The sequence below is a fragment of the Cohaesibacter celericrescens genome (genome assembly GCF_002866925.1).
Classification (GTDB): domain Bacteria; phylum Pseudomonadota; class Alphaproteobacteria; order Rhizobiales; family Cohaesibacteraceae; genus Cohaesibacter; species Cohaesibacter celericrescens.
This window is the reverse complement of record NZ_PKUQ01000052.1, coordinates 46,786-65,178: the sequence shown is the minus strand read 5'-3', so window position 1 is coordinate 65,178 and position 18,393 is coordinate 46,786. Positions and strand designations below refer to the sequence as shown.

Genomic DNA, 18,393 nt, shown 5'->3' with positions numbered 1-18,393 from the left:
GCCTCAGTTTTCCTGCGCGACACGGGTGCCAGCCGTGCCATCAAGGATTGACATTGCATCGGCCAAACGACCGATGCCCGCAAGACCACCGCGACTGGCAAATTCACCAGCCGCTCGCAATTTGGGTCCCATAGAGCCTTTTGGCATATCCAGAGCGCACGCCTCATCCGGTGTGAGATGCCGAAGCGGCGCTGCGGAGGGGGTGCCGAAGTCCTTGTAGACAGCGTCAACATCTGTCAGCAGCAGCAAAGCATCTGCTCCGATATCAGCTGCCAGCAATGCACTGGCTGCGTCCTTGTCGATCACCGCTTCGATCCCGATCAGACTGCCATCCTGTTTGCGCAACACCGGAATGCCGCCGCCGCCGGTGCAAATCATGGTCACGCCTTGATCCAGCAACAATTGCAATACGCGCAAATCGGGGATTTCAACCGGCTTGGGCGATGGTACGACGCGCCGCCAATAGTCGCCGTCTTGTGCGATTGTCCAGCCAGCGGCTTTGGCGCGTTCCTCTGCCTCATTCTTGGAATAGACAGGTCCTACGAATTTGGTTGGTTTGAGGAAGGCGGGATCTTTTTCATCCACGATCACTTGAGTCAAAAGCGTTGCGACCGCGTGTTCGTGATCAAGGGCATTTTCCAGCTCTTGTTCCATCAAATAGCCAATCATGCCTTCGGTTTCGGCCCCCAGAACATCCAGTGGATAGGCTTCGTCAGGCTTGTAGGCAGCCCCTTGCAGTGCCAACAAACCCACCTGAGGGCCATTGCCGTGGGTGATGATCAACCGATGCCCGCCGCGCACAATCTTAGCCAGTGCTTCAGCTGCCGTTCTCACGTTGGCACGTTGTGCTTCTGCGGTCAGAGGTTGCCCCCTTTGCAAGAGGGCATTGCCACCCACGGCTGCGACGACCAACATCTCAAGACCCCAATGTCGCGACAAGAACCGCTTTAATCGTGTGCATTCTGTTTTCGGCTTGATCAAAAACGATGGAAGCTTCGCTTTCAAAAACCTCTTCGGTTACTTCCATGGCGTCCAAGCCAAACTCGGCCTTGATCTCGGCCCCGACACTGGTTTCGGTGTTATGAAGTGCTGGTAAGCAATGCATAAAACAAGCGCGTGGATTGCCGGTTTTTGCCATCACGTCTGCGGTTACTTGATAGGGCTTTAACAACTCGATCCGTTCCGCCCATTTCTCTTTTGGTTCGCCCATCGAAACCCAAACATCTGTGTAGACAAAGTCCACATTTTTGACCGCAGTAGCGAGATCTTGGGTGATGGTCACGTGAGCACCGGTTTTCACGGCGATCTCATTGGCTTCATTGATGACGGCCTCGCGTGGCCAACATTCGATCGGGGCGCAAAGGCGGACATCCATGCCCATTTTGGCGCCACCAATGAGCAAGCTGTCCCCCATGTTGTTGCCAGCATCACCCAGAAAGGCGAATGCCACACGATGAAGGGGCTTTTCGACATGCTCTTGCATGGTCAGTAAATCGGCGAGGATTTGCGTGGGGTGGAACTCGTTGGTCAGACCGTTGTAGACAGGCACGCCGGAATAGTGTGCCAATTGTTCCACGACGTCTTGGCCAAAGCCGCGATATTCAATCGCGTCATAGATCCGCCCCAGAACGCGAGCGGTGTCTTTGACCGACTCCTTGTGTCCCATATGCGATCCGGTTGGCCCCAGATAAGTTACGCGTGCGCCCTGATCATAGGCGGCGACCTCAAAACCAACACGTGTCCGTGTGCTGTCTTTTTCAAAGATCAACGCGATGTCTTTGCCTTGAAGGGTTGGCACTTCGGTGCCAGTGTATTTGGCCACCTTGAGGTCGGCCGCCAGTTTGAGCAGAAAAGCGATTTCACTCGGCGCATAGTCGCGCAGGGTCAGGAAATGCCGGTTTTTCAGATTGTATGCCATTGAGATATCTTTCACATTAAACCGCGTCACGGATGGTGGGACAGCTCATGCAGTGCCCGCCGCCACGCCCACGTCCCAGTTCAGCACCTGGAATGGCCAGCACATCAATGCCGGCTGCTTTTAATGCTGCATTGGTGTCATCGTTGCGGTCATAGCCGATCACCACACCGGGCCGCAGGGCGAGGACATTGTTGCCATCATTCCATTGCTCGCGGGATCGCTCTTCTTGCGTGTTGCCGCCGGTGGGCACGATCTGGAGTTTCTTGTAGCCAAGCACCTCGGCGACAATGTCGAAGATCGGTCGTGGGTCATGGCGGAATTGCAGAGGCGCGGCCCCCTCACCGGGGCGAATGTCGTAACAAACCAACGCGTCAGCGACCTCTTTAAAGGTCGTCACCACATCGTCGCCGCATAGGGTGAAAATGGTATCCAGATGCATCGCTGCGCGCGATTTAGGGATTGCAAAAGCCAATACCCGCTGCGCAGCATTGCTTCTAAACAAAGCAGCGGCCAGCTGTCCAACCCCTTGTGGAGAGGAGCGTTCACCCATGCCAATCAGAACGGTGCCGTTGCCGACGGGCATAATGTCTCCCCCTTCCACGGTCGCAAGACCATGATCAATGGTCGGATCACCCCAGTGGATCTTGGTTTTGCCGGAAAATTTTGGATGAAACTTGTAGATCGCCGTATTCAGCAGCGTTTCAGGGCGCCGCGCGGCCCAGTGCATCGGATTGACCGATACACCGTCATAGATCCATGCAGAATTATCGCGGGTAAACAAGGCATTGGGTAGAGGGGGCAGAATGAATCCGTGGTGGCCAAGATAGCTACCAAACAAGCCTGTCAATTCAAACGGTAGATCGTCGACAGCAAGTCCGCCGAGCAGATGTTCGGCTAACTGGGTTCCTGTAATATTATCCATCCAGTTGCGCAATTCGGAGATCATGCCCACGCCGATCTGGTCGGGTATGATCCGATGATTGAGCAACCAATCTCGACCTTCGGCGATGTTCATCGTCTCAGCCAGCAATTGGTTGACGTCCAAGACTTCGATGCCTTCATTGCGCATGGTGTCAGCAAAGACATCGTGATCTTTCTGGGCCTGTTTGACCCAGAAAACATCATCAAACAGCAATTCCTGACAGTTTGCAGGCGTCAAGCGGCGATGTGCGAGACCTGGACGGCATACAATGACTTGCCGAAGTTTGCCTGTTTCAGAATGAACGCCGAGAGTGTGATCCGACATTTTTTATCCTTTCTGAGATCTAGAGGAGGGGAGCGATGCTGAGAGTGGCACAGGACAAGGCGATCAAAAGCACCAGCAGTGGCCAGACGAAGACAAGCCATCTTTCATAAGGAACGCGGCCAATTGCCAGCCCGCCAACTACGACGGCGTAAGTCGGTGCGATGAGGTTGGTGATGCCAATTGAAGTCTGGAAGGCTGTAACGGCCAAGTCACGCCCAACGCCTGCGAAATCCGACAAGGGTGCCAAAATCGGCATAGACAAGACTGCCAGACCCGAGGTGGAAGGTACGATAAAGCTCAACAAGGCTTCGGTCCCGAACATGGCATTCACATAAGCAACGCTCGACATGCCCGAGATTTTTCCTTCGAAATAGTGAAGGATGGTATGGGTGATCATGCCGTTGTCCATGATCACGACGATGCCGCGTGCCAGACCGATGACCAGAGCCACGCCCAAAAGATCGCGCGCACCGTCAACAAAGGCTGCGGTCATTTTCTTTTCACCCAACCAGCCGATAAAGCTGATCACGATGGAAGATCCCAAGAACAAGGCGGACATTTTGGCCATCCACCAGCCCTGTGAGGAGACACCCCAGATCATCACGGCGAATGTCGCTCCAAAGACGATCAGGATGATAGACTGTTGGCGTGTGAGACTTTCGGTCCGGGCGGCGTCATGCCTTTTGAGGAAATAGGCCTCATTCAGTGTTTTTCTGTCTGCAACGACCGAGCGTGATGGGTCCTCTTTGACCCGTGCTGCATAGCGCATCACAAAAAGAACCGCGATAAGCCAGCTTAGACCAAGGATGACCAAACGCAGAACCATCCCTTGCGTGAAGGGAATGCCAGCGGCGTTGGATGCGATGGCGGTTGAAAACGGGTTGATTGTCGATCCAAACACCCCGATACCTGCGCCCAACATGATGATTGCCACGCCGGTGACTGCGTCATAGCCTGCCGCAATCATGACCGGGATCAACAATGGATAGAAGGCCAAGGTTTCTTCTGCCATGCCGTAGGTGGTGCCGCCCAGTGCGAACAGTGCCATCAAAGCCGGGATTATCCATTTCTCCCGCCCTTTTAAATTCACGATTGCCCGTTCGATACCGGTGTTCACAGCCCCCGTTGCGTTGACCACACCCAGAAAGCCCCCGATGACCAGAACGAACAACGACACGTCAATCGCGTTGGCAACATAGGAGGAAGGGTCGTAGAAACCGGCAATAGGAGCCAACATAACGTCAACCAGCCCCTGCGGTTGAGCATCAACTGTAAGGTAGGTTCCGGGAACAGGGCTCTCTTTACCCAGCGCTTCGTTCATCGCCTTGCTATATTGGCCGGCGGGCATAATCCAAGTCAGCGCAGCCATCAAAATGATCAGTGCGAACAAAATTGAATAGGCAGTTGGAAACCGGCTACTCGTCGGTTTGTGGTTGTTTTCTGTCGTTTGAGGATAGTCAGACATTGAGTTTCTCCTTTCAAAACCAAGAGCCATCTGTCGCTTTTGATGAGCGAATGCCCCCTAGCTTTGAAGCGAAGATGACAGGAGATGCCGGTACATGATTGACGCGCGTCAAGTGGCAAACACGGAATGAAATTTACAAAAATTTGGTGCTAAAAATTGGCAGGCCTGCGCGCAAGGGAAGGCTCTGAACCGGTTGTTGTGTTTGCCACAAGTTTCAAACGTAGATGCAAATCTTGCGTTTTGGTTGCCCCGTGCGTCGACCAACCCATAATCAGACCGAGATTATTGAATTGGGACCATTTGGAGGACAAAATCTAGTTGGAGGCAGACATCGTCTGACGAAACCGCAAGAGTGCAGCAACAAAGAAAACCGCGCTCAGTGCTGCCATAACCACCATATCAAGCCAGACTGTTTCCAAGCCAGCTCCACGATAGAGGATTGCCTGCGAGAAGGCGACAAAATGAGTGGAAGGAGCAATCTGCATCACATTCTGGAGCCAGACAGGAATGCTTTCCATTGGCGTAGTGCTGCCTGAGAGCAAGTTCATGATGACCAAAACTGGCAGGGCCAAAAGGCCGAATTGTGGCATTGAGGTGGTAAAAGTCGCCAAAAGAATGCCCAAGCCTGTGACAGACACCAGATAGAGAACGGTGCCCACGACAAAAAGCGTAATAGATCCCGCGATCGGTACACTCAGGATGCCCTGAACCACCAACCAAAGAGACAAAACAGCAGCCACTATGATTGCCAGGCCGTTGGCCCAGATTTTTGCCAGCATGATCTCGGACGGTGTTACCGGCATGACAAGCAAATGTTCAATTGTTCCGTGTTCCCGCTCCCGTATCAACGCAGCGCCGGTCAGCAACACCGATAAGATCGTAACATTGTTGATGACCTGCATGACCGAGGAAAACCAGGTCGATTGCAGATTGGGATTGAACAAGGCTGTGACGATCAAATCAATGGGAAGGCTGCTTGATGTATCACCAGGAGCAACAAATTTAGCTATTTCTGCTGCAATGATCTCTTGAATAAAGACTGCTCCATTGCCCGCCTGCACCATAGCTGTGGCGTCGATATTCAATTGCATGGAAGGCTGTAGCCCTGCCAGAACATCCGCCTCAAAGCGAGGGGGAAAGGAAAGTACAAAAACATATTTCCCATTGTTCATCACACGATCAATGTCAGATGAAGAGATCTCTTGGGGCGTTTCAAAATCCGGTGGCAAAATGGCATTCACGATCCGTCCTGTTAGTTCGGAGCGGTCTAGATCGACATAGGCAACCGAGGCGTTGACGACCTCCAGTTTTGCCCCTGTCGCGACGGCATAAACCGCGAAACTGAATACGTAAATGATGAGCAAAATCAATACCGGATCGGCCCGAAGACTGCGCAATTCTTTAAGACCGAGGCGATAAACATTAGATAACCACTGTATCATCTCAGTGCTCCTGTTTGTTGAGGGCAAGGATTGATAGAGCGATGAACAAGATGGCAAAACCGGCAAGCGCCAGATGATTTTGCCAAAGTTCTGAAAAACCGAGATCCTTGGTGAAGGTGCCAACGCTGATTTGCTGATACCATCCTGATGGGAAGCTCAGACCGATAAGGCGACCGCTGCCAGACAGGGACGAAACCGGAACGAGTAGACCCGAGAAATTGACCGCCGGGATGATGGCAATAATCGCCGCCGCGAAGGTGGCTGCCACTTGGGTTTTGGTAAAAGCGGAGACCAGAACCCCAAAACCGGTGGTAGCCAGAACATAAAGCAATGTCCCAACCAGAAGCGCCAAAGCTGAACCTTTAACGGGCACATTAAAAATACCGTACGCAACCAAAAGCAAGGTGGCAAAACTAATCATAGCGATACCGACATACGGCAGCTGCTTGCCCAAAAGAAATTCTGTTCGTGTTACTGGCGTAGATCGGAAGTTGGCGATTGAACCGGTTTCTTTTTCGCGCACAACGCCCATTGCCGCCATCATGGACGGAATGAGAACGAGCATCAGCATGATGACAGAAGGCACCATCGCGACAACGCTCTTGAATGCCTGATTGTATCGAAATCGGGTTTCAATACTGGCTGCACTCGTGTCTATGACTTCCCCGTAGGTGCGCTCAATTTGATCCTCCATATAGGACTGAGCCAGACCGATGAGGTAGCCCCGCGTCGTTTCCGCCCTGAATGGCATAGCGGCATCAATGGCAATGCGGACTTCAGGTTGGTCGCCCCGCAACAGGTTCTTTCCGAAATCAGGAGGTATTTCAATGGCGATGGCTATTTCTCCGTCGCGCAGACGCGCATCAAGCTCGTTCGTGCTGTCTGCAGCGGTATGCTCTTCAAAGTAACGCGACCCAGAAAAAGCCTCCAATAATGTTCGGCTTTCGGCGGTTTGATCCAGATCTAACACCGCATAGGGCAAGTCCGTCACATCAAAGGAAATGCCATAACCGAAGGTCAGCATTAGAATAATCGGGCCCATAAATGCAAAGGTTAATCGTAGGCGATCACGCAGGATTTCCATGGTTTCCCGCCGTGCAAAGGCCCACATGCGCGCCAGACTGCCGCCTCCAAATCGCGTCGTATGGTGCAAATGCAAAGGTTTGTGTTGAGGCGTGCTCTTGGGCTCCGGTTCGAGATCACCTGCTGCCTGTTTCAAATAACTGACAAAAGCATCGCTTAAGTTGGCTGCTTGTTTTGCCTTCACGATCTCGGCCGGAGCTCCGACGGTCAATACGCGCCCTGCATGCATCAAAGATATGCGGTCGCACCGTTCTGCCTCATTCATGAAGTGCGTGGAGACAAAAATAGTCACGCCGTTCTTGCGGGAAAGGGCGATCAAATGCTGCCAGAAGGCATCGCGTGCGACAGGATCAACGCCAGATGTTGGTTCGTCCAAAATCAGAACTTCTGGGGAATGGATCATTGCGACAGCGAGTTGCAAACGTTGGCGGATACCAAGGGGAAGAGAACCCGGCCTGATATCGGCAACATGCGCCAACTCGAAGGTGTCCATCATCTCTTTAATCCGGTCAGTCCGCGTGGCGGCGGGTAACTGGTAAAGTTCAGCATGTAGATTGAGGTTTTGACGCACCGTCAGCTCGCTGTAGAGCGAAAAGGATTGCGACATATATCCGACACGCTGGCGCGTCCGCATATCGTTGGCATCAAGGGTGTCGCCAAACAGCAGTGCTTGACCTTCGCTTGCGGGCAACAAGCCGGTCAGCATTTTCATGGTTGTGGTTTTGCCGCAACCATTGGAGCCAAGAAACCCGAAGATCTCCCCGCGCTCGATCTCGAAATTCACACCATCAACGGCGGTGAAGTCGCCAAATCTGCGCGTTAGCCCTTTGGCTTGAATGGCTGGCGGGCCTTCTTCATGGTGTCTGGGTGGCACGACGACATCACGATGCCCAAGGCGGGTCTCTTCTGGGAGCATGGCGATGAAGGCTTTTTCCAAGCTAGGCTGGTTTGTTTTTGTCAATAAGTCTGCCGGTTTTCCTTGTGCAATTACCTTGCCGTCGAACATCGCGGCCAGCCAATCGAACCGTTCGGCTTCTTCCATATAGGCGGTTGCAACAATCACGCTCATTTCTGGGCGCTGTTGGCGGATGCGATCAATCAGGTCCCAAAATTGTTGCCGGGACAGGGGATCAACGCCTGTTGTGGGTTCATCAAGGATCAGAAGATCTGGATCGTGAATGAGCGCAGAGCAAAGAGAAAGCTTCTGCTTCATGCCCCCCGAAAGCTTGCCCGCTGGCCGATCGGGAAACGGGTCAAGGCCGGTTGCGCGTAATAAATCATCAATTCTCTTGGCGCGCTCTTCCTGAGGTTGAGCAAAGAGCCTGCCGAAAAAATCCAGATTTTCGGTGACAGTCAAAGTCGGATAAAGGTTGCGCCCCAGACCCTGCGGCATATAGGCAATGCGTTGGTTGCATGTCCGTAAATGCTTGTGGTCACGTATGTCACCATCCAGCACCTGCAATTCGCCGGTTTGCAGCTTCCGAACGCCTGCAAGCAAGGCTAAAAGTGTCGATTTTCCGACACCATCGGGACCGATCAGACCTGCCATGCAGCCTGCAGGCACATCCAGCGTTACGTCGTCCAACGCAGCCGTTGAGCCATAGCGATGGGTGACCGCCGATAGCTTGGCAACCGGTAGAGGGGTCATTGTGGCAACCTCACCTCAAGCTCGGTTGGCCATGGCAAACTGTCATCGACCCGAACGTAGCCGACACCGGGAACCCCTGCCCGCGCGCGGTCTTTGTAGGCATTCAAGAGCTCAGGTGCGATGGTCAATTTGACCCGAAACATCAGTTTATCGCGCTCTTCCTGGGTTTCAACGGATTTTGGGGTGAACTGCGCTGTGCTGGAGACAAATGTCACAGATGCCGGGATAATATAGTCTGGGATCGCATCCAGTATAATCCGCGCCTCGGCCCCGATGGCCAATCGGCCAGCATCCCGTGATGGCAAAAATATTGTCATGTGCATATTTGTCAGGTCTGTAAGCGTAACGATGCTGGTGCCTGCCGCAACGACTTCGCCTGAATGCTCCAATACATATTGAACGCGACCGGCGCGTGGTGCCTGAAGACTGGCGTCATCAATCAGACTCTGCACACCTTCAACGGCCGCCTCAGCGGCCGCGATGGTTGCTTTGGCCAATGGAACTCCCGCTTCTGCAGCTGCAACAGCAGCCTGCGCTGAATCGAGCACTGTTTGTTGCACGTCCAATTGAGCCTGACTATTAAACCCGTCTTTTGCCAATTTTTTGACACGAGAAAATGCAGCCTGTGCCGTGGTCAATTCTGATTGGCGCTGCCGTAATAGTGCTTCTGCCTGGAGCTTTTGTTGTTGTGCCTGAAGAACCGTTGCCTGCGCTTGGTGCAGCTCCGCTTCCAGATCCTTGGTATCCATCCGGGCAATAGTTTGCCCTTCTTGGACCCAGTCTCCTTCCGAAACGAGGACTTCAGCCACTCTGCCTGCCAACTTGGTCGCAACGGCGATCCGTTCGGCCTCAATGCGGCCATTTGATTGACTAATACCATCAATCACGGCGCTTTCCTGCGATACTTGCCACCACGCCGCGCCTGCGATGCCCACAGCAACCAAAAGGACGACCCCAATCATTCCATTTTTATTCATGACCTGCATCCTATCCCGTTGGCATGTATGATAAATTTAGCGCCAATAAGCGCATTTTTTGTCTTGAGAAAGTTTGGACATAAGGTCGATGAAGCCTATGCGTAAGCAATCTCGATTTTAAAGAAGTGGCCGGTACACACCGACCACCTATCGACCGCTTGGGTCATTCAGATCGGGTGATTTTGATCTTTTTCGTATTCTCCACGACTTCAGCAGGCTTTGCGACTGTGACAGTCAAGATGCCATTTTTGACATCTGCCTTAACGGCATCCGTGGGTATGTCGAAGGGTAAGGCAACTTTGCGCTGAAATGCTCCAGACATCCGTTCGATCCGGTGATATTGGCGGCCTTCTTCGTCTTTGCGTTCATCTGTTTCGGATTTCTTTTCACCTTTTATGGTGATCCGGTTGCCGACAACAGAAACATCAACATCCTCTTCCGACAGACCGGGAAGCTCCGCGGTGATACAGACTTCTTTGTCGGTTTCGCTCAAGTTTGTGCGGACAGAAAGTTCTGCGTTGCGCGTCCAGAAGCCTGGATCAAAATCATCAAACAGGGAATCTACCTGTTTGCGAAGAAGTGAAACCATCGGCGCATCTAAATCGTCTTTATAAGGCAACAAATCTTGATACAGCATATCGGAAACTCCTTTCATCTCTTGAATGAGGTTTGCAGTCTGCCATCTTGCGGATGCCGCTGATTGATATTCGTCAATTCTCGAATGAGGGGCCGCGCTCCCATCTCAGGCCTCTAAGACGAGAAGGCCGATTGGTCTCCACGCTATGATTGCAGTGCATCAAGGCCAGATGACAATGAGGCCTCGTTTGGCAATTGACGCGCGTCAATCGAAGGCCTTTGCGTGCTGTTACAAATGGTGCAGCTGAGAAAGGAATCCAACAATGAAAAATAGCACAATATTAGTTGCAATTGGCAAAGATGCTTCCACGAGTAATCTTGTCGCCAAGCTCGAAGCTATCCGAGACATGTCGGCGCATGCGGTGATACTGGTCATTGGGCAACTGCCGGTCCTTCCTTATTACGCCGTTGGCGTCCCTCCCTATGGGACACCTGATCTTCCTATTGAATGGCAAAAAGAAGTATCAGCCCACAAGACCGCGTTGAATGAAAAAGCCGAGGAAATTAAAACCCTGCTTCAGGAGCATGATGTTTCCGGTGAGGTCTCTATCGTGGCGAGCGAGCCAACGTTTGTGGCTGACATCATCGCCCGAAGGGCCATGATTTGCGATTTTGCTTTGATTGGCGATGATTTACGTAAAGATGAAGCCATGTTTAGGCAGATTACCTACGGTATTCTGTTCCAGTCTCCTATCGGGCTGTTGTTGAATGATCACGAGTTAAAAGCGCTGAAGAACCCAAAACGGGTCTTTGTTGCATGGACCACCCACCTGCATTCTGCACGGGCTGTGCATCAGGCTTTGCCACTGTTGCGTCAGGCTGATGAGGTCGTTATCGGCACAGTTGATCCGGTGATGACCAAATCTTGCGAGGGCGAAGATCCCGGTGTGGATGTTGCAAAATGGCTGACACACCATGGCTGCAAAGTTGTGGTTCAGCAATTTCCCAGCGGCGGGCGCGGCATTGGCGAATGCATTCAAGAGCGAGCTAAAGAGAGCGGAGCAGATTTAATCGTAATGGGGTCTTACGGCCATTCCAGAACGCGCCAAGCAATCTTCGGCGGCACAACCCGAACATTGATCGAACAAACAGATCAAGCGGTGTTTCTTGTGCACTAACTAGGGCCCTTCTTATGGCTGAAGCCCTGAGACAGAAGGTAAACAGGCCTTAGACACAATGCGCTGGACAGGCTTATGTAGCAGGTCCAGCGCATTGTCATTCACCCGGGCGATGGATGTTGTATCTTGTATGCCAAGAGCATTCGGATTATGGTTTCATACGGAGAAAAAATGAAATCTATCCCGCGCCCTAAATCCCTTACCGAGCTTGTCACTGAGAAACTCAGGGAAATCATCGTCAATGGTGAATTGGGGCTTGGTGAGCAAGTCTCCGAAGTAAAACTTGCCAAAGAATTGGACGTTAGCCGCACGCCGGTTCGCGAGGCTTTTAACCGTCTTGAAATTGATGGTCTTTTGAAAGTTGAACCGCGACGGGGAACGTTTGTTTTCTCATTGGAGCCGCACGAAATCAGCCAACTGTGTGAAGCGCGGGTCTGCCTCGAAACCAAAGCCCTCGAATTGGGCATTCGTACAAATTCCGAGGACCTCCACCAAAAATTGGCGGGTTGCGTCGAGGCTATGCAAGAGGCGCTTGAGCGTGAGGATATATCAGCTTATCTGACGTTGGATACCGTTTTCCATCAATGCCTGTTTGATTGTTCCAGAAACAGATTTCTGGACGATGCTTATCAAGCAATCGCACAAAAAATGGCAGCGATCCGCAGCCGTATCGGACATCATCCGGATCATATTCGTAAGTCGTTTCATGAACACAACAAAATCACCGAAGCTGTGGCATCCAAGGATATGGATGCGGCCATGAAGATTTTGCTCAACCATATCGATCTTATCGAGGGATCTTACTGGAACATGGCCGCGCTTGCCAATACGCAGACCGCAAAACCGGCGAGCACTTGACCAGGTTCGCTGAATCTGCAGGGAGTTGCGCGCTTTAAAAGGCGAAATAGAAATAGACCGAGATGGTCATTCCAACAGCGACAATTGCTTTAAAGGCCCAATCACCACTGCCTTTTGCAGCGTGCCGAAGCCAGATCATCGAAATCAGAATGCCGAATACGCCCCTAAGGGATTGGGCGACATTGGCTTCCAGGACACCGCTCCAACTGAATCCGACCACCAGCAGATAGACCGCCAACATCCAAGTCAATCCGATCCATTTTGCATCATAGGCTGATCGTAAAGGCTGTTTGACCGCAGCCATACAGATCACGGCGATAACGCCGCAAAAGAGGTAGTTGATGGCAACGGTAATGGCAACCTGTATCGGGATGGGCTGGCCGAGGAATTGCTTGGAAAAATGAGTGATTTCGATGTCTGACAGAGCATATCCAAGGCTGGCACCAACCAACAGGAGCGCTGGAGCAATTTCCAGTTTGCCAGATCGGCGGGACAGCATCGCAGCCAATGTCAGGATAGCCACAATTGCAATCAACTGATGCCCCTGTGGAGCGCTCCCTCCCCGCAATAGTGTTAGAGCAGCGACCGTCGGAATTTTAAGGGCTAAAAGAGGCGAGACAATTGAGGCCCCGCTTTTCTGTATCGCAATAATGAGAAAGAGTTGCGCTGCCGCATAGGGCACGTTGATCCAGAGTAACGCCTTCAAATCCCTATAGTCGAGATACTGCCAAGCGCGTAGCAGGATAAAAAGTACGATCGATACCACGCCCATGGCGACATGCGTTGCCAGAAGGATTTGGCTGGTTCGATAATTGCCTGTTTGCTGACACTTCTGGGTAACCGCGTAATTCAAGGCCTGAAAGAACGCCCCCACAACACTCGCGGCAATTCCAATCGACATTTTGGTTCCACTTTCTGGCGGCAGTCCGATGATGATTGTTTGGAATGCACTTCAAAACGCATGGCCTCAATAAAAGAGCAACGGGTCATGGCAATTCAATCTCATGTATACAGTATGCCAGTAAAAGGCGAAAGCCATAATTGCCTTTTATGACCTAACTGTTTGGCGCAGCAACGCGCTCAAACAGAGGAGCGTTAGACGAATGGTGTGGCTGTGCTTGCCTTTCCAGAAGGCGCAGCGGGGCTCATTGGCACTCGTAAGCGAGCGAGGCTCTGAGACTTTTGAATTCCGCGAGGGATCGCATCGTGTAGCCGTCATCTATAGCGGCCAAATCTAGGATAACAGCATTGGCGATTGTCATCGGTACGACGAGTGATTGCGGCTGGCCTGCCTCGCCTCGCGATACGGCAATGTGCAAATCAGGAGCAGGTTTGATGCGGGCACCGGCAAGATCTGTCAGTGCCAGTACTTTTGCCCCTCGTGCCTGAGCAATTTTTCGGATCTCAAGCACAACGCGCGATGGTCTTCGGAAACAATTGAGCCAAATTACGTCTTCCGATGTGATCGAAACCAATCGCTCGGGAAAATGGTCCATTTGGTTCGAAAGATCTTCGGTATCATAACCGGACCGGGTTAAGCGACGGGAGATCAGATGAGAGAGGGCCTGGGCATGCCCCGCTCCGAACACAAATATGCGGCGACTTGTTTGCAAAACTCGTGAAAAACTGCGGATGTCTGCATCAGAAACTGCATTACGGATTTGCTCCAAAGCAGCAATCTCTCCGTCGAGGATTGAAGCAAGCAGGCCGCTTTCTTCTGCCCGCACCAGACGTGCGGCCATGCGGGCCGATGCATGTTCGAAATCTTCGCCGCGTTCAATAAGGTTGGTCTGTAAATAGGCTCTAAAATCGGGATAACCCTTAAAGCCGAGGCGACGGGCAAGGCGAATGGCAGACGTCGGATGCACACCAGCCCTAGAAGACACTTCCTTGCCGTTTTCCAATGCCGCGCGCACCGGGTCACTGACAAGCACATTAAGAATACGGGTATCAGCATCTGTGAGCTTTGTTGAATTCTGCTTTATCAGTTCTCCGAGAAAACTGGGTATTGTGCTCTCGCTGTTCATCTTGGCCGGTCCGCTTCACGAGCAAAATCAAACAAATTATCTTTCAATGGATCGTTTGTGAGATAGGGCGTCAGGTCGGTTAATATGCCGCGGTCAGCGAAAAGGCCATAGCGCGTTACTTCCATAATGACCGCATCCGGTTCGCGATGCGCAGGAATGGCAGCCTGAAGTTTTGTAACAATATCGTTGTAATTGCCAATAAACTCACCCTCGATTGTGATGCCGGGATTTGCGGCTTCGAAGTTGGCAATGATTGTGTTGAGGGCTTTGCCGTTTGCTTTTTCTGGGTTGAAACTATGCCAGAATGAAACCGTAGTATCAGCCATCGAAACCTGAAGGGAACCAAGCAGGGCGATGAGGCTCGTTCCAGCCATTTTGATATATTTGCGGGTCATGAGATGCTCCTTGCAACCAATATTGCAGAAAATTACATCTTGCATTTACAGTGGCATCATGACGGTTGTTCAACGTTGATACGAAGGTTTGATGACGGTTTGAGAAGAGTCAGAATAGACATCTCTTGGCGGCTTTTGCTGGTTGGACAGACAAATCTTCACATTTCGCTGCAAAATGGTTGTATGGATGCAGTTCATAATATGATTAAAGGGTTGTGAGGGACTGTATAAAAGTCATATAGTGAATATCAAAAGGCACCAACATAAGCGACACATGACCCACTCAACAGTTAATCAGTCTGGCACGCAAAGCATCGACCGCGCCGTCAATATTATCAATATTATTGCGCAGAATCATGCTGCTGGCACATCCTTCTCAGAATTGATGACGCAATCGGGTTTGACACGCCCTACGGCGCGCCGCCTCGCTCAGGCGCTCATTCAGCATGATTTCATCAAACAAGACACAAAAAGCCGCCTGTTTTTTCTTGGGCCTCGTATTTGTGAACTTGGTCTGATGGTGTTGCCGTCCTTCGATTTTGAGGAATTGTATCATCCTGCCGTGATGCGTCTTGCAAAAGGCACTGGCGATACGGTTTTTTTCAATCGCCTAACTGGAAATACAATGACTTGCCTTGTGCGTGAAAGCGGAGATTTCCCCGTAAAAGCCTTTGTGCTTGATGTCGGAATCCAGCGGACCATCGGTCTTGGAGCCGGAGGGCTTGCTGTGCTCGCAGACATGACACCCGATATACGGGAGCGCATGATCGCGAAGAACCAAGACGCGCTTGAGGATTTTTACGGCGATGAGTCTGTGATGAATAGGATCATCGAAAATGCTCTGGACCGGGGTTATGTTTGCCGCGAAGTTCCAGAGCTTGGCATTCGGACCATCGCAATGGCCATCCGCGACAGCCTCAATCAGCCGTTCGCGGCGATCAGTGTTTCCAGTATTTCAGGCCGCATGCAGGGGGCACATAAGGATGACGTTCTCTCACTGTTGCGCGAAGAGATTCTGTCGCTCAACGAAAGGCTTCGCCAGAGCCGCCCTGTGGTCTGATAGCTCGGCATATTGAGATTGAGTAGATCTGGATCAGGAAAATCTCCCACGAAGAGCCCTCAATCCAACCCGCATCACGCCAACATCAGAACCGACGGCGAGAAAAGCGACCCCCATATCATGATAGCTCTGTGCGAGGAGCAGGTCCGACGTCAAAATTCCCGCGGCTTTACCTGCGGCCCGGATGCGGTTTAGTGCGTCCCTCACCACCGCCTGTACTTCCTCACATCCCGGATTGCCTAAGTAGCCCATGTCGGCGGCAAGATCGGCAGGGCCGATGAAAACACCGTCCACGCCTGCTACGGTGAGAATATCATCAAGGGCTTCAATCCCTATTCGGCTTTCTACCTGAACCAGCGCACAAATTTCATCATTAGCGGTCAGGAGATAATCATCCACGGCGTTATATCCCGATGCCCGGGCGAGTGCCGCGCCAACTCCGCGCACGCCTTCTGGTGGATATTTCATCGAACGCACGACCTCAGCGGCCTGAGCGCCGCTTTCGATCATTGGAACAAGAATGGTCTGCGCACCAATATCGAGCATCTGTTTGATTTCGGCGCGGTTATCATCACGGGGTCGCACGACCACTTGGGTCTTGTCGCCAATGGCGCGTAGCTGTCCCAAAATGTCGCGCAGACCGTTCGGCCCATGCTCTCCATCAATCACCAGCCAATCAAAACCGGTGCCTGCTGCAAGCTCCGAAACGGAAGGATCACCGAGACCGACCCAAAGACCAATCTGAACGTCATTGGTCTTTAAACGTGCTTTGAATTTATTTTTACGGGCAGGCATACTCTCTCCTTATTCGAAATTGACACGAACGGCACCGAAAGGGCCGTAGTCAGCAGTAATTTTTGTGCCCGAGGGGCATTCGATCGGTGCGATGAAGGAACCAGCAAGGACCACCTGTCCGGTTTCAATGCGCTGGTCATATTGGCCCATGCGTTCAGCCAGCCAAACGATTCCCATCACCGGATCATCAAGGACAGCTGCGCCGAGGCCTGTCGCTACGACTTCATCGTTCTTTTTCAAAATTGCGCCTACCCAACGTAAATCAAAGGCATCAGGAGCGTGTTTCTGGGCCCCTAAGACAATCCCACCATTGGCAGCGTTGTCGGACACAGTGTCGAAAATCAAGCGCGCCTGCCCACTTTTGGGATCGTTGCGCAGGATGCGTGTATCAAGAATTTCGATTGCCGGGGCGACATACTCGGTCGCGGCAACGACGTCTTCTCGTGTTACCTTGCCCTCAATCGGGGCCTTCATCACGAAAGCGATCTCTGCCTCAATGCGAGGCTGAATAAAGCGCATGGCTGGTACAGTAGATTCGTCGGCAAAATTCATATCATCATAAATCACGCCGCTGTCAGGGGTGGAAATGCCAAGCGCGTCCTGCATGATCTTTGACGTCAAACCGATTTTCCAGCCGATAATCTTATGCCCGCGTTCCAGTTTTAGCGCCATTTGCGCCGATTGGATTGCATAGGCGTCATCGAGTGTCATCTCTGGATGCCGCAGGGAAAGCAGATTGATCTGCTCGCGGGTTTGCTCTGCTGCAAGCAGATCCTCAGCCGCACGGTCAATCTCGCGTTGGCTCAGCATTTTTCATCCTCGACGCTGTTGCGCAGAATGCCAATGCCGTCGGCTTCGACTTCAATCACATCGCCTGGCTTGAGCCAAATAGGTGGGTCAAACCGGGCCCCCGCCCCCGTTGGGGTACCACAGACAATCACATCGCCCGGGACTAATGTGCAAAAGGTGGAGATGTAATTAACGATATAGCGGAAGTCATACATCATACGGCTGGTGCGATCATTCTGTCGCACCTCGCCGTTCACACGGGTGGTCAATTCGATGTCGTCAAGTTGATCCGCAGAGCGAAACGGCACCAACCAAGGGCCAATCGCGCCAGAACTGTCCCAGTTTTTGCCTTGAGTAACATTGAACTTCGCATGGCGTACCCAATCACGGATTGTGCCTTCGTTGCAGAGTGTGAGCGCTGCGATGTGATTGTAGGCGTCTTCGCGAGCAATGCGACGACCGCCCTTTCCGATGATGATGGCCACCTCCCCTTCATAATCGAGCTGTTGGCTTTCTGGCGGGCGCACAAGATTGCCTTTGTGGCCGGTGAAAGAGCGAGGAAAACGGATGAAAATCGATGGTTTGGCCGCCGCCGCTTGACCATCTTTATATTCGGCATTGCGGTCTGGAAAATTCACCCCAATGCAGATGAGTTTTTCTGGATTTGCGATTGGAGTAAGATAGGTCACATCCTCTTCGCGATAGACCGGCGTATGTCCTTGAGCAGCTTTGAGAACCACATCAAGTGCGCCGGCTTCGACCACCTCTTTAAGGCCTTTGAAACGATCACCAAATTCTGGTGTCAAGTCGATAATGCCTTCATCCGTTACAACGCCATAGCGATCAGCGCCATTGACATGAAATGTAGCAATGCGTTCTGGAATGGGTTTCATAATGTGATCCTTCTTAAGTGATCCAGCCGAAGCAGAAATAATT

17 protein-coding genes are annotated in these 18,393 nt (G+C 52.0%); 3 read left to right on the top strand and 14 right to left on the bottom strand.

Annotated features, from left to right (window positions below; genetic code table 11):
- Nucleotides 1–3: 3 nt before the first annotated feature.
- The 8 genes from arcC to C0081_RS19990 form a co-directional block, all read right to left on the bottom strand.
- Nucleotides 4–915 carry a carbamate kinase gene (gene arcC / locus C0081_RS20025; protein ID WP_101535512.1) on the bottom strand — a complete coding sequence of 304 codons (912 nt, stop codon included), beginning with the start codon at nt 913–915 and terminating at the stop codon, nt 4–6.
- A gap of 1 nt (nt 916) precedes the next feature.
- The gene (gene argF / locus C0081_RS20020; protein WP_101535511.1) at nt 917–1,918 is read right to left on the bottom strand and encodes an ornithine carbamoyltransferase; all 1,002 of its coding nucleotides are present in this window, start codon (nt 1,916–1,918) and stop codon (nt 917–919) included.
- Between the two features lie 16 nt (nt 1,919–1,934).
- Nucleotides 1,935–3,164, bottom strand: a complete 1,230-nt coding sequence (locus C0081_RS20015; RefSeq protein WP_101535510.1) for an arginine deiminase — start codon at nt 3,162–3,164, stop codon at nt 1,935–1,937.
- Nucleotides 3,165–3,183: 19 nt separating this feature from the next.
- Nucleotides 3,184–4,629: a YfcC family protein gene (locus C0081_RS20010; protein ID WP_101535509.1), complete on the bottom strand. Its 1,446-nt coding sequence runs from the start codon at nt 4,627–4,629 to the stop codon at nt 3,184–3,186.
- 314 nt (nt 4,630–4,943) lie between these two features.
- Nucleotides 4,944–6,071 (bottom strand): ABC transporter permease, encoded by a 1,128-nt coding sequence (locus tag C0081_RS20005; RefSeq protein ID WP_101535508.1) that lies wholly within the window; start codon nt 6,069–6,071, stop codon nt 4,944–4,946.
- 1 nt (nt 6,072) lies between these two features.
- Nucleotides 6,073–8,802 (bottom strand): ribosome-associated ATPase/putative transporter RbbA, encoded by a 2,730-nt coding sequence (rbbA, locus tag C0081_RS20000; protein ID WP_101535507.1) that lies wholly within the window; start codon nt 8,800–8,802, stop codon nt 6,073–6,075.
- Entirely contained in the window at nt 8,799–9,779 is a 981-nt protein-coding gene (locus C0081_RS19995) for an HlyD family secretion protein (protein ID WP_245418006.1), read from the bottom strand. The genes rbbA and C0081_RS19995 overlap by 4 nt, the downstream gene beginning before the upstream one ends.
- Before the next feature lie 163 nt (nt 9,780–9,942).
- Nucleotides 9,943–10,416, bottom strand: a complete 474-nt coding sequence (locus tag C0081_RS19990) for an Hsp20/alpha crystallin family protein (RefSeq protein ID WP_245418005.1) — start codon at nt 10,414–10,416, stop codon at nt 9,943–9,945.
- 262 nt (nt 10,417–10,678) lie between these two features.
- Between C0081_RS19990 and C0081_RS19985 the strand changes: the two genes are divergently transcribed.
- Together C0081_RS19985 and C0081_RS19980 are read left to right on the top strand one after the other, a co-directional pair.
- Nucleotides 10,679–11,533, top strand: coding sequence for a universal stress protein (locus C0081_RS19985; protein ID WP_101535504.1), 855 nt, complete (start codon nt 10,679–10,681; stop codon nt 11,531–11,533).
- Nucleotides 11,534–11,704: 171 nt separating this feature from the next.
- Nucleotides 11,705–12,391 carry a GntR family transcriptional regulator gene (locus tag C0081_RS19980; RefSeq protein ID WP_180966973.1) on the top strand — a complete coding sequence of 229 codons (687 nt, stop codon included), beginning with the start codon at nt 11,705–11,707 and terminating at the stop codon, nt 12,389–12,391.
- 34 nt (nt 12,392–12,425) lie between these two features.
- On the opposite strand, the gene C0081_RS19975 is transcribed toward C0081_RS19980, so the two are convergent.
- From C0081_RS19975 to C0081_RS19965, 3 genes are all read right to left on the bottom strand, one after another.
- Nucleotides 12,426–13,292: a hypothetical protein gene (locus tag C0081_RS19975; RefSeq protein ID WP_101535502.1), complete on the bottom strand. Its 867-nt coding sequence runs from the start codon at nt 13,290–13,292 to the stop codon at nt 12,426–12,428.
- 244 nt (nt 13,293–13,536) lie between these two features.
- Nucleotides 13,537–14,418, bottom strand: a complete 882-nt coding sequence (locus C0081_RS19970; RefSeq protein WP_101535501.1) for a MurR/RpiR family transcriptional regulator — start codon at nt 14,416–14,418, stop codon at nt 13,537–13,539.
- Nucleotides 14,415–14,813: an extracellular solute-binding protein gene (locus tag C0081_RS19965; RefSeq protein WP_101535592.1), complete on the bottom strand. Its 399-nt coding sequence runs from the start codon at nt 14,811–14,813 to the stop codon at nt 14,415–14,417. The genes C0081_RS19970 and C0081_RS19965 overlap by 4 nt, the downstream gene beginning before the upstream one ends.
- Before the next feature lie 274 nt (nt 14,814–15,087).
- Here C0081_RS19965 and C0081_RS19960 point away from each other — a divergent pair, with 274 nt between their 5' ends.
- Nucleotides 15,088–15,873 carry an IclR family transcriptional regulator gene (locus tag C0081_RS19960; protein ID WP_101535500.1) on the top strand — a complete coding sequence of 262 codons (786 nt, stop codon included), beginning with the start codon at nt 15,088–15,090 and terminating at the stop codon, nt 15,871–15,873.
- Between the two features lie 33 nt (nt 15,874–15,906).
- Here C0081_RS19960 and C0081_RS19955 read toward each other — a convergent pair whose 3' ends face one another.
- Genes C0081_RS19955 through C0081_RS19945 form a run of 3 tightly spaced genes read right to left on the bottom strand, consistent with a single transcriptional unit; the run spans nt 15,907 to nt 18,350 of the window.
- Entirely contained in the window at nt 15,907–16,668 is a 762-nt protein-coding gene (locus tag C0081_RS19955; RefSeq protein WP_101535499.1) for an aldolase/citrate lyase family protein, read from the bottom strand.
- A 9-nt stretch (nt 16,669–16,677) separates the two neighbouring features.
- A complete protein-coding gene (gene hpaH / locus C0081_RS19950; RefSeq protein WP_180966972.1) occupies nt 16,678–17,478 on the bottom strand; it encodes a 2-oxo-hept-4-ene-1,7-dioate hydratase in 801 nt (266 codons plus the stop codon).
- On the bottom strand, nt 17,472–18,350 hold the full coding sequence (locus tag C0081_RS19945) for a fumarylacetoacetate hydrolase family protein (protein ID WP_101535590.1): 879 nt from the start codon (nt 18,348–18,350) through the stop codon (nt 17,472–17,474). Before C0081_RS19945 ends, hpaH begins: the two co-directional genes overlap by 7 nt.
- Between the last annotated feature and the right edge of the window lie 43 nt (nt 18,351–18,393).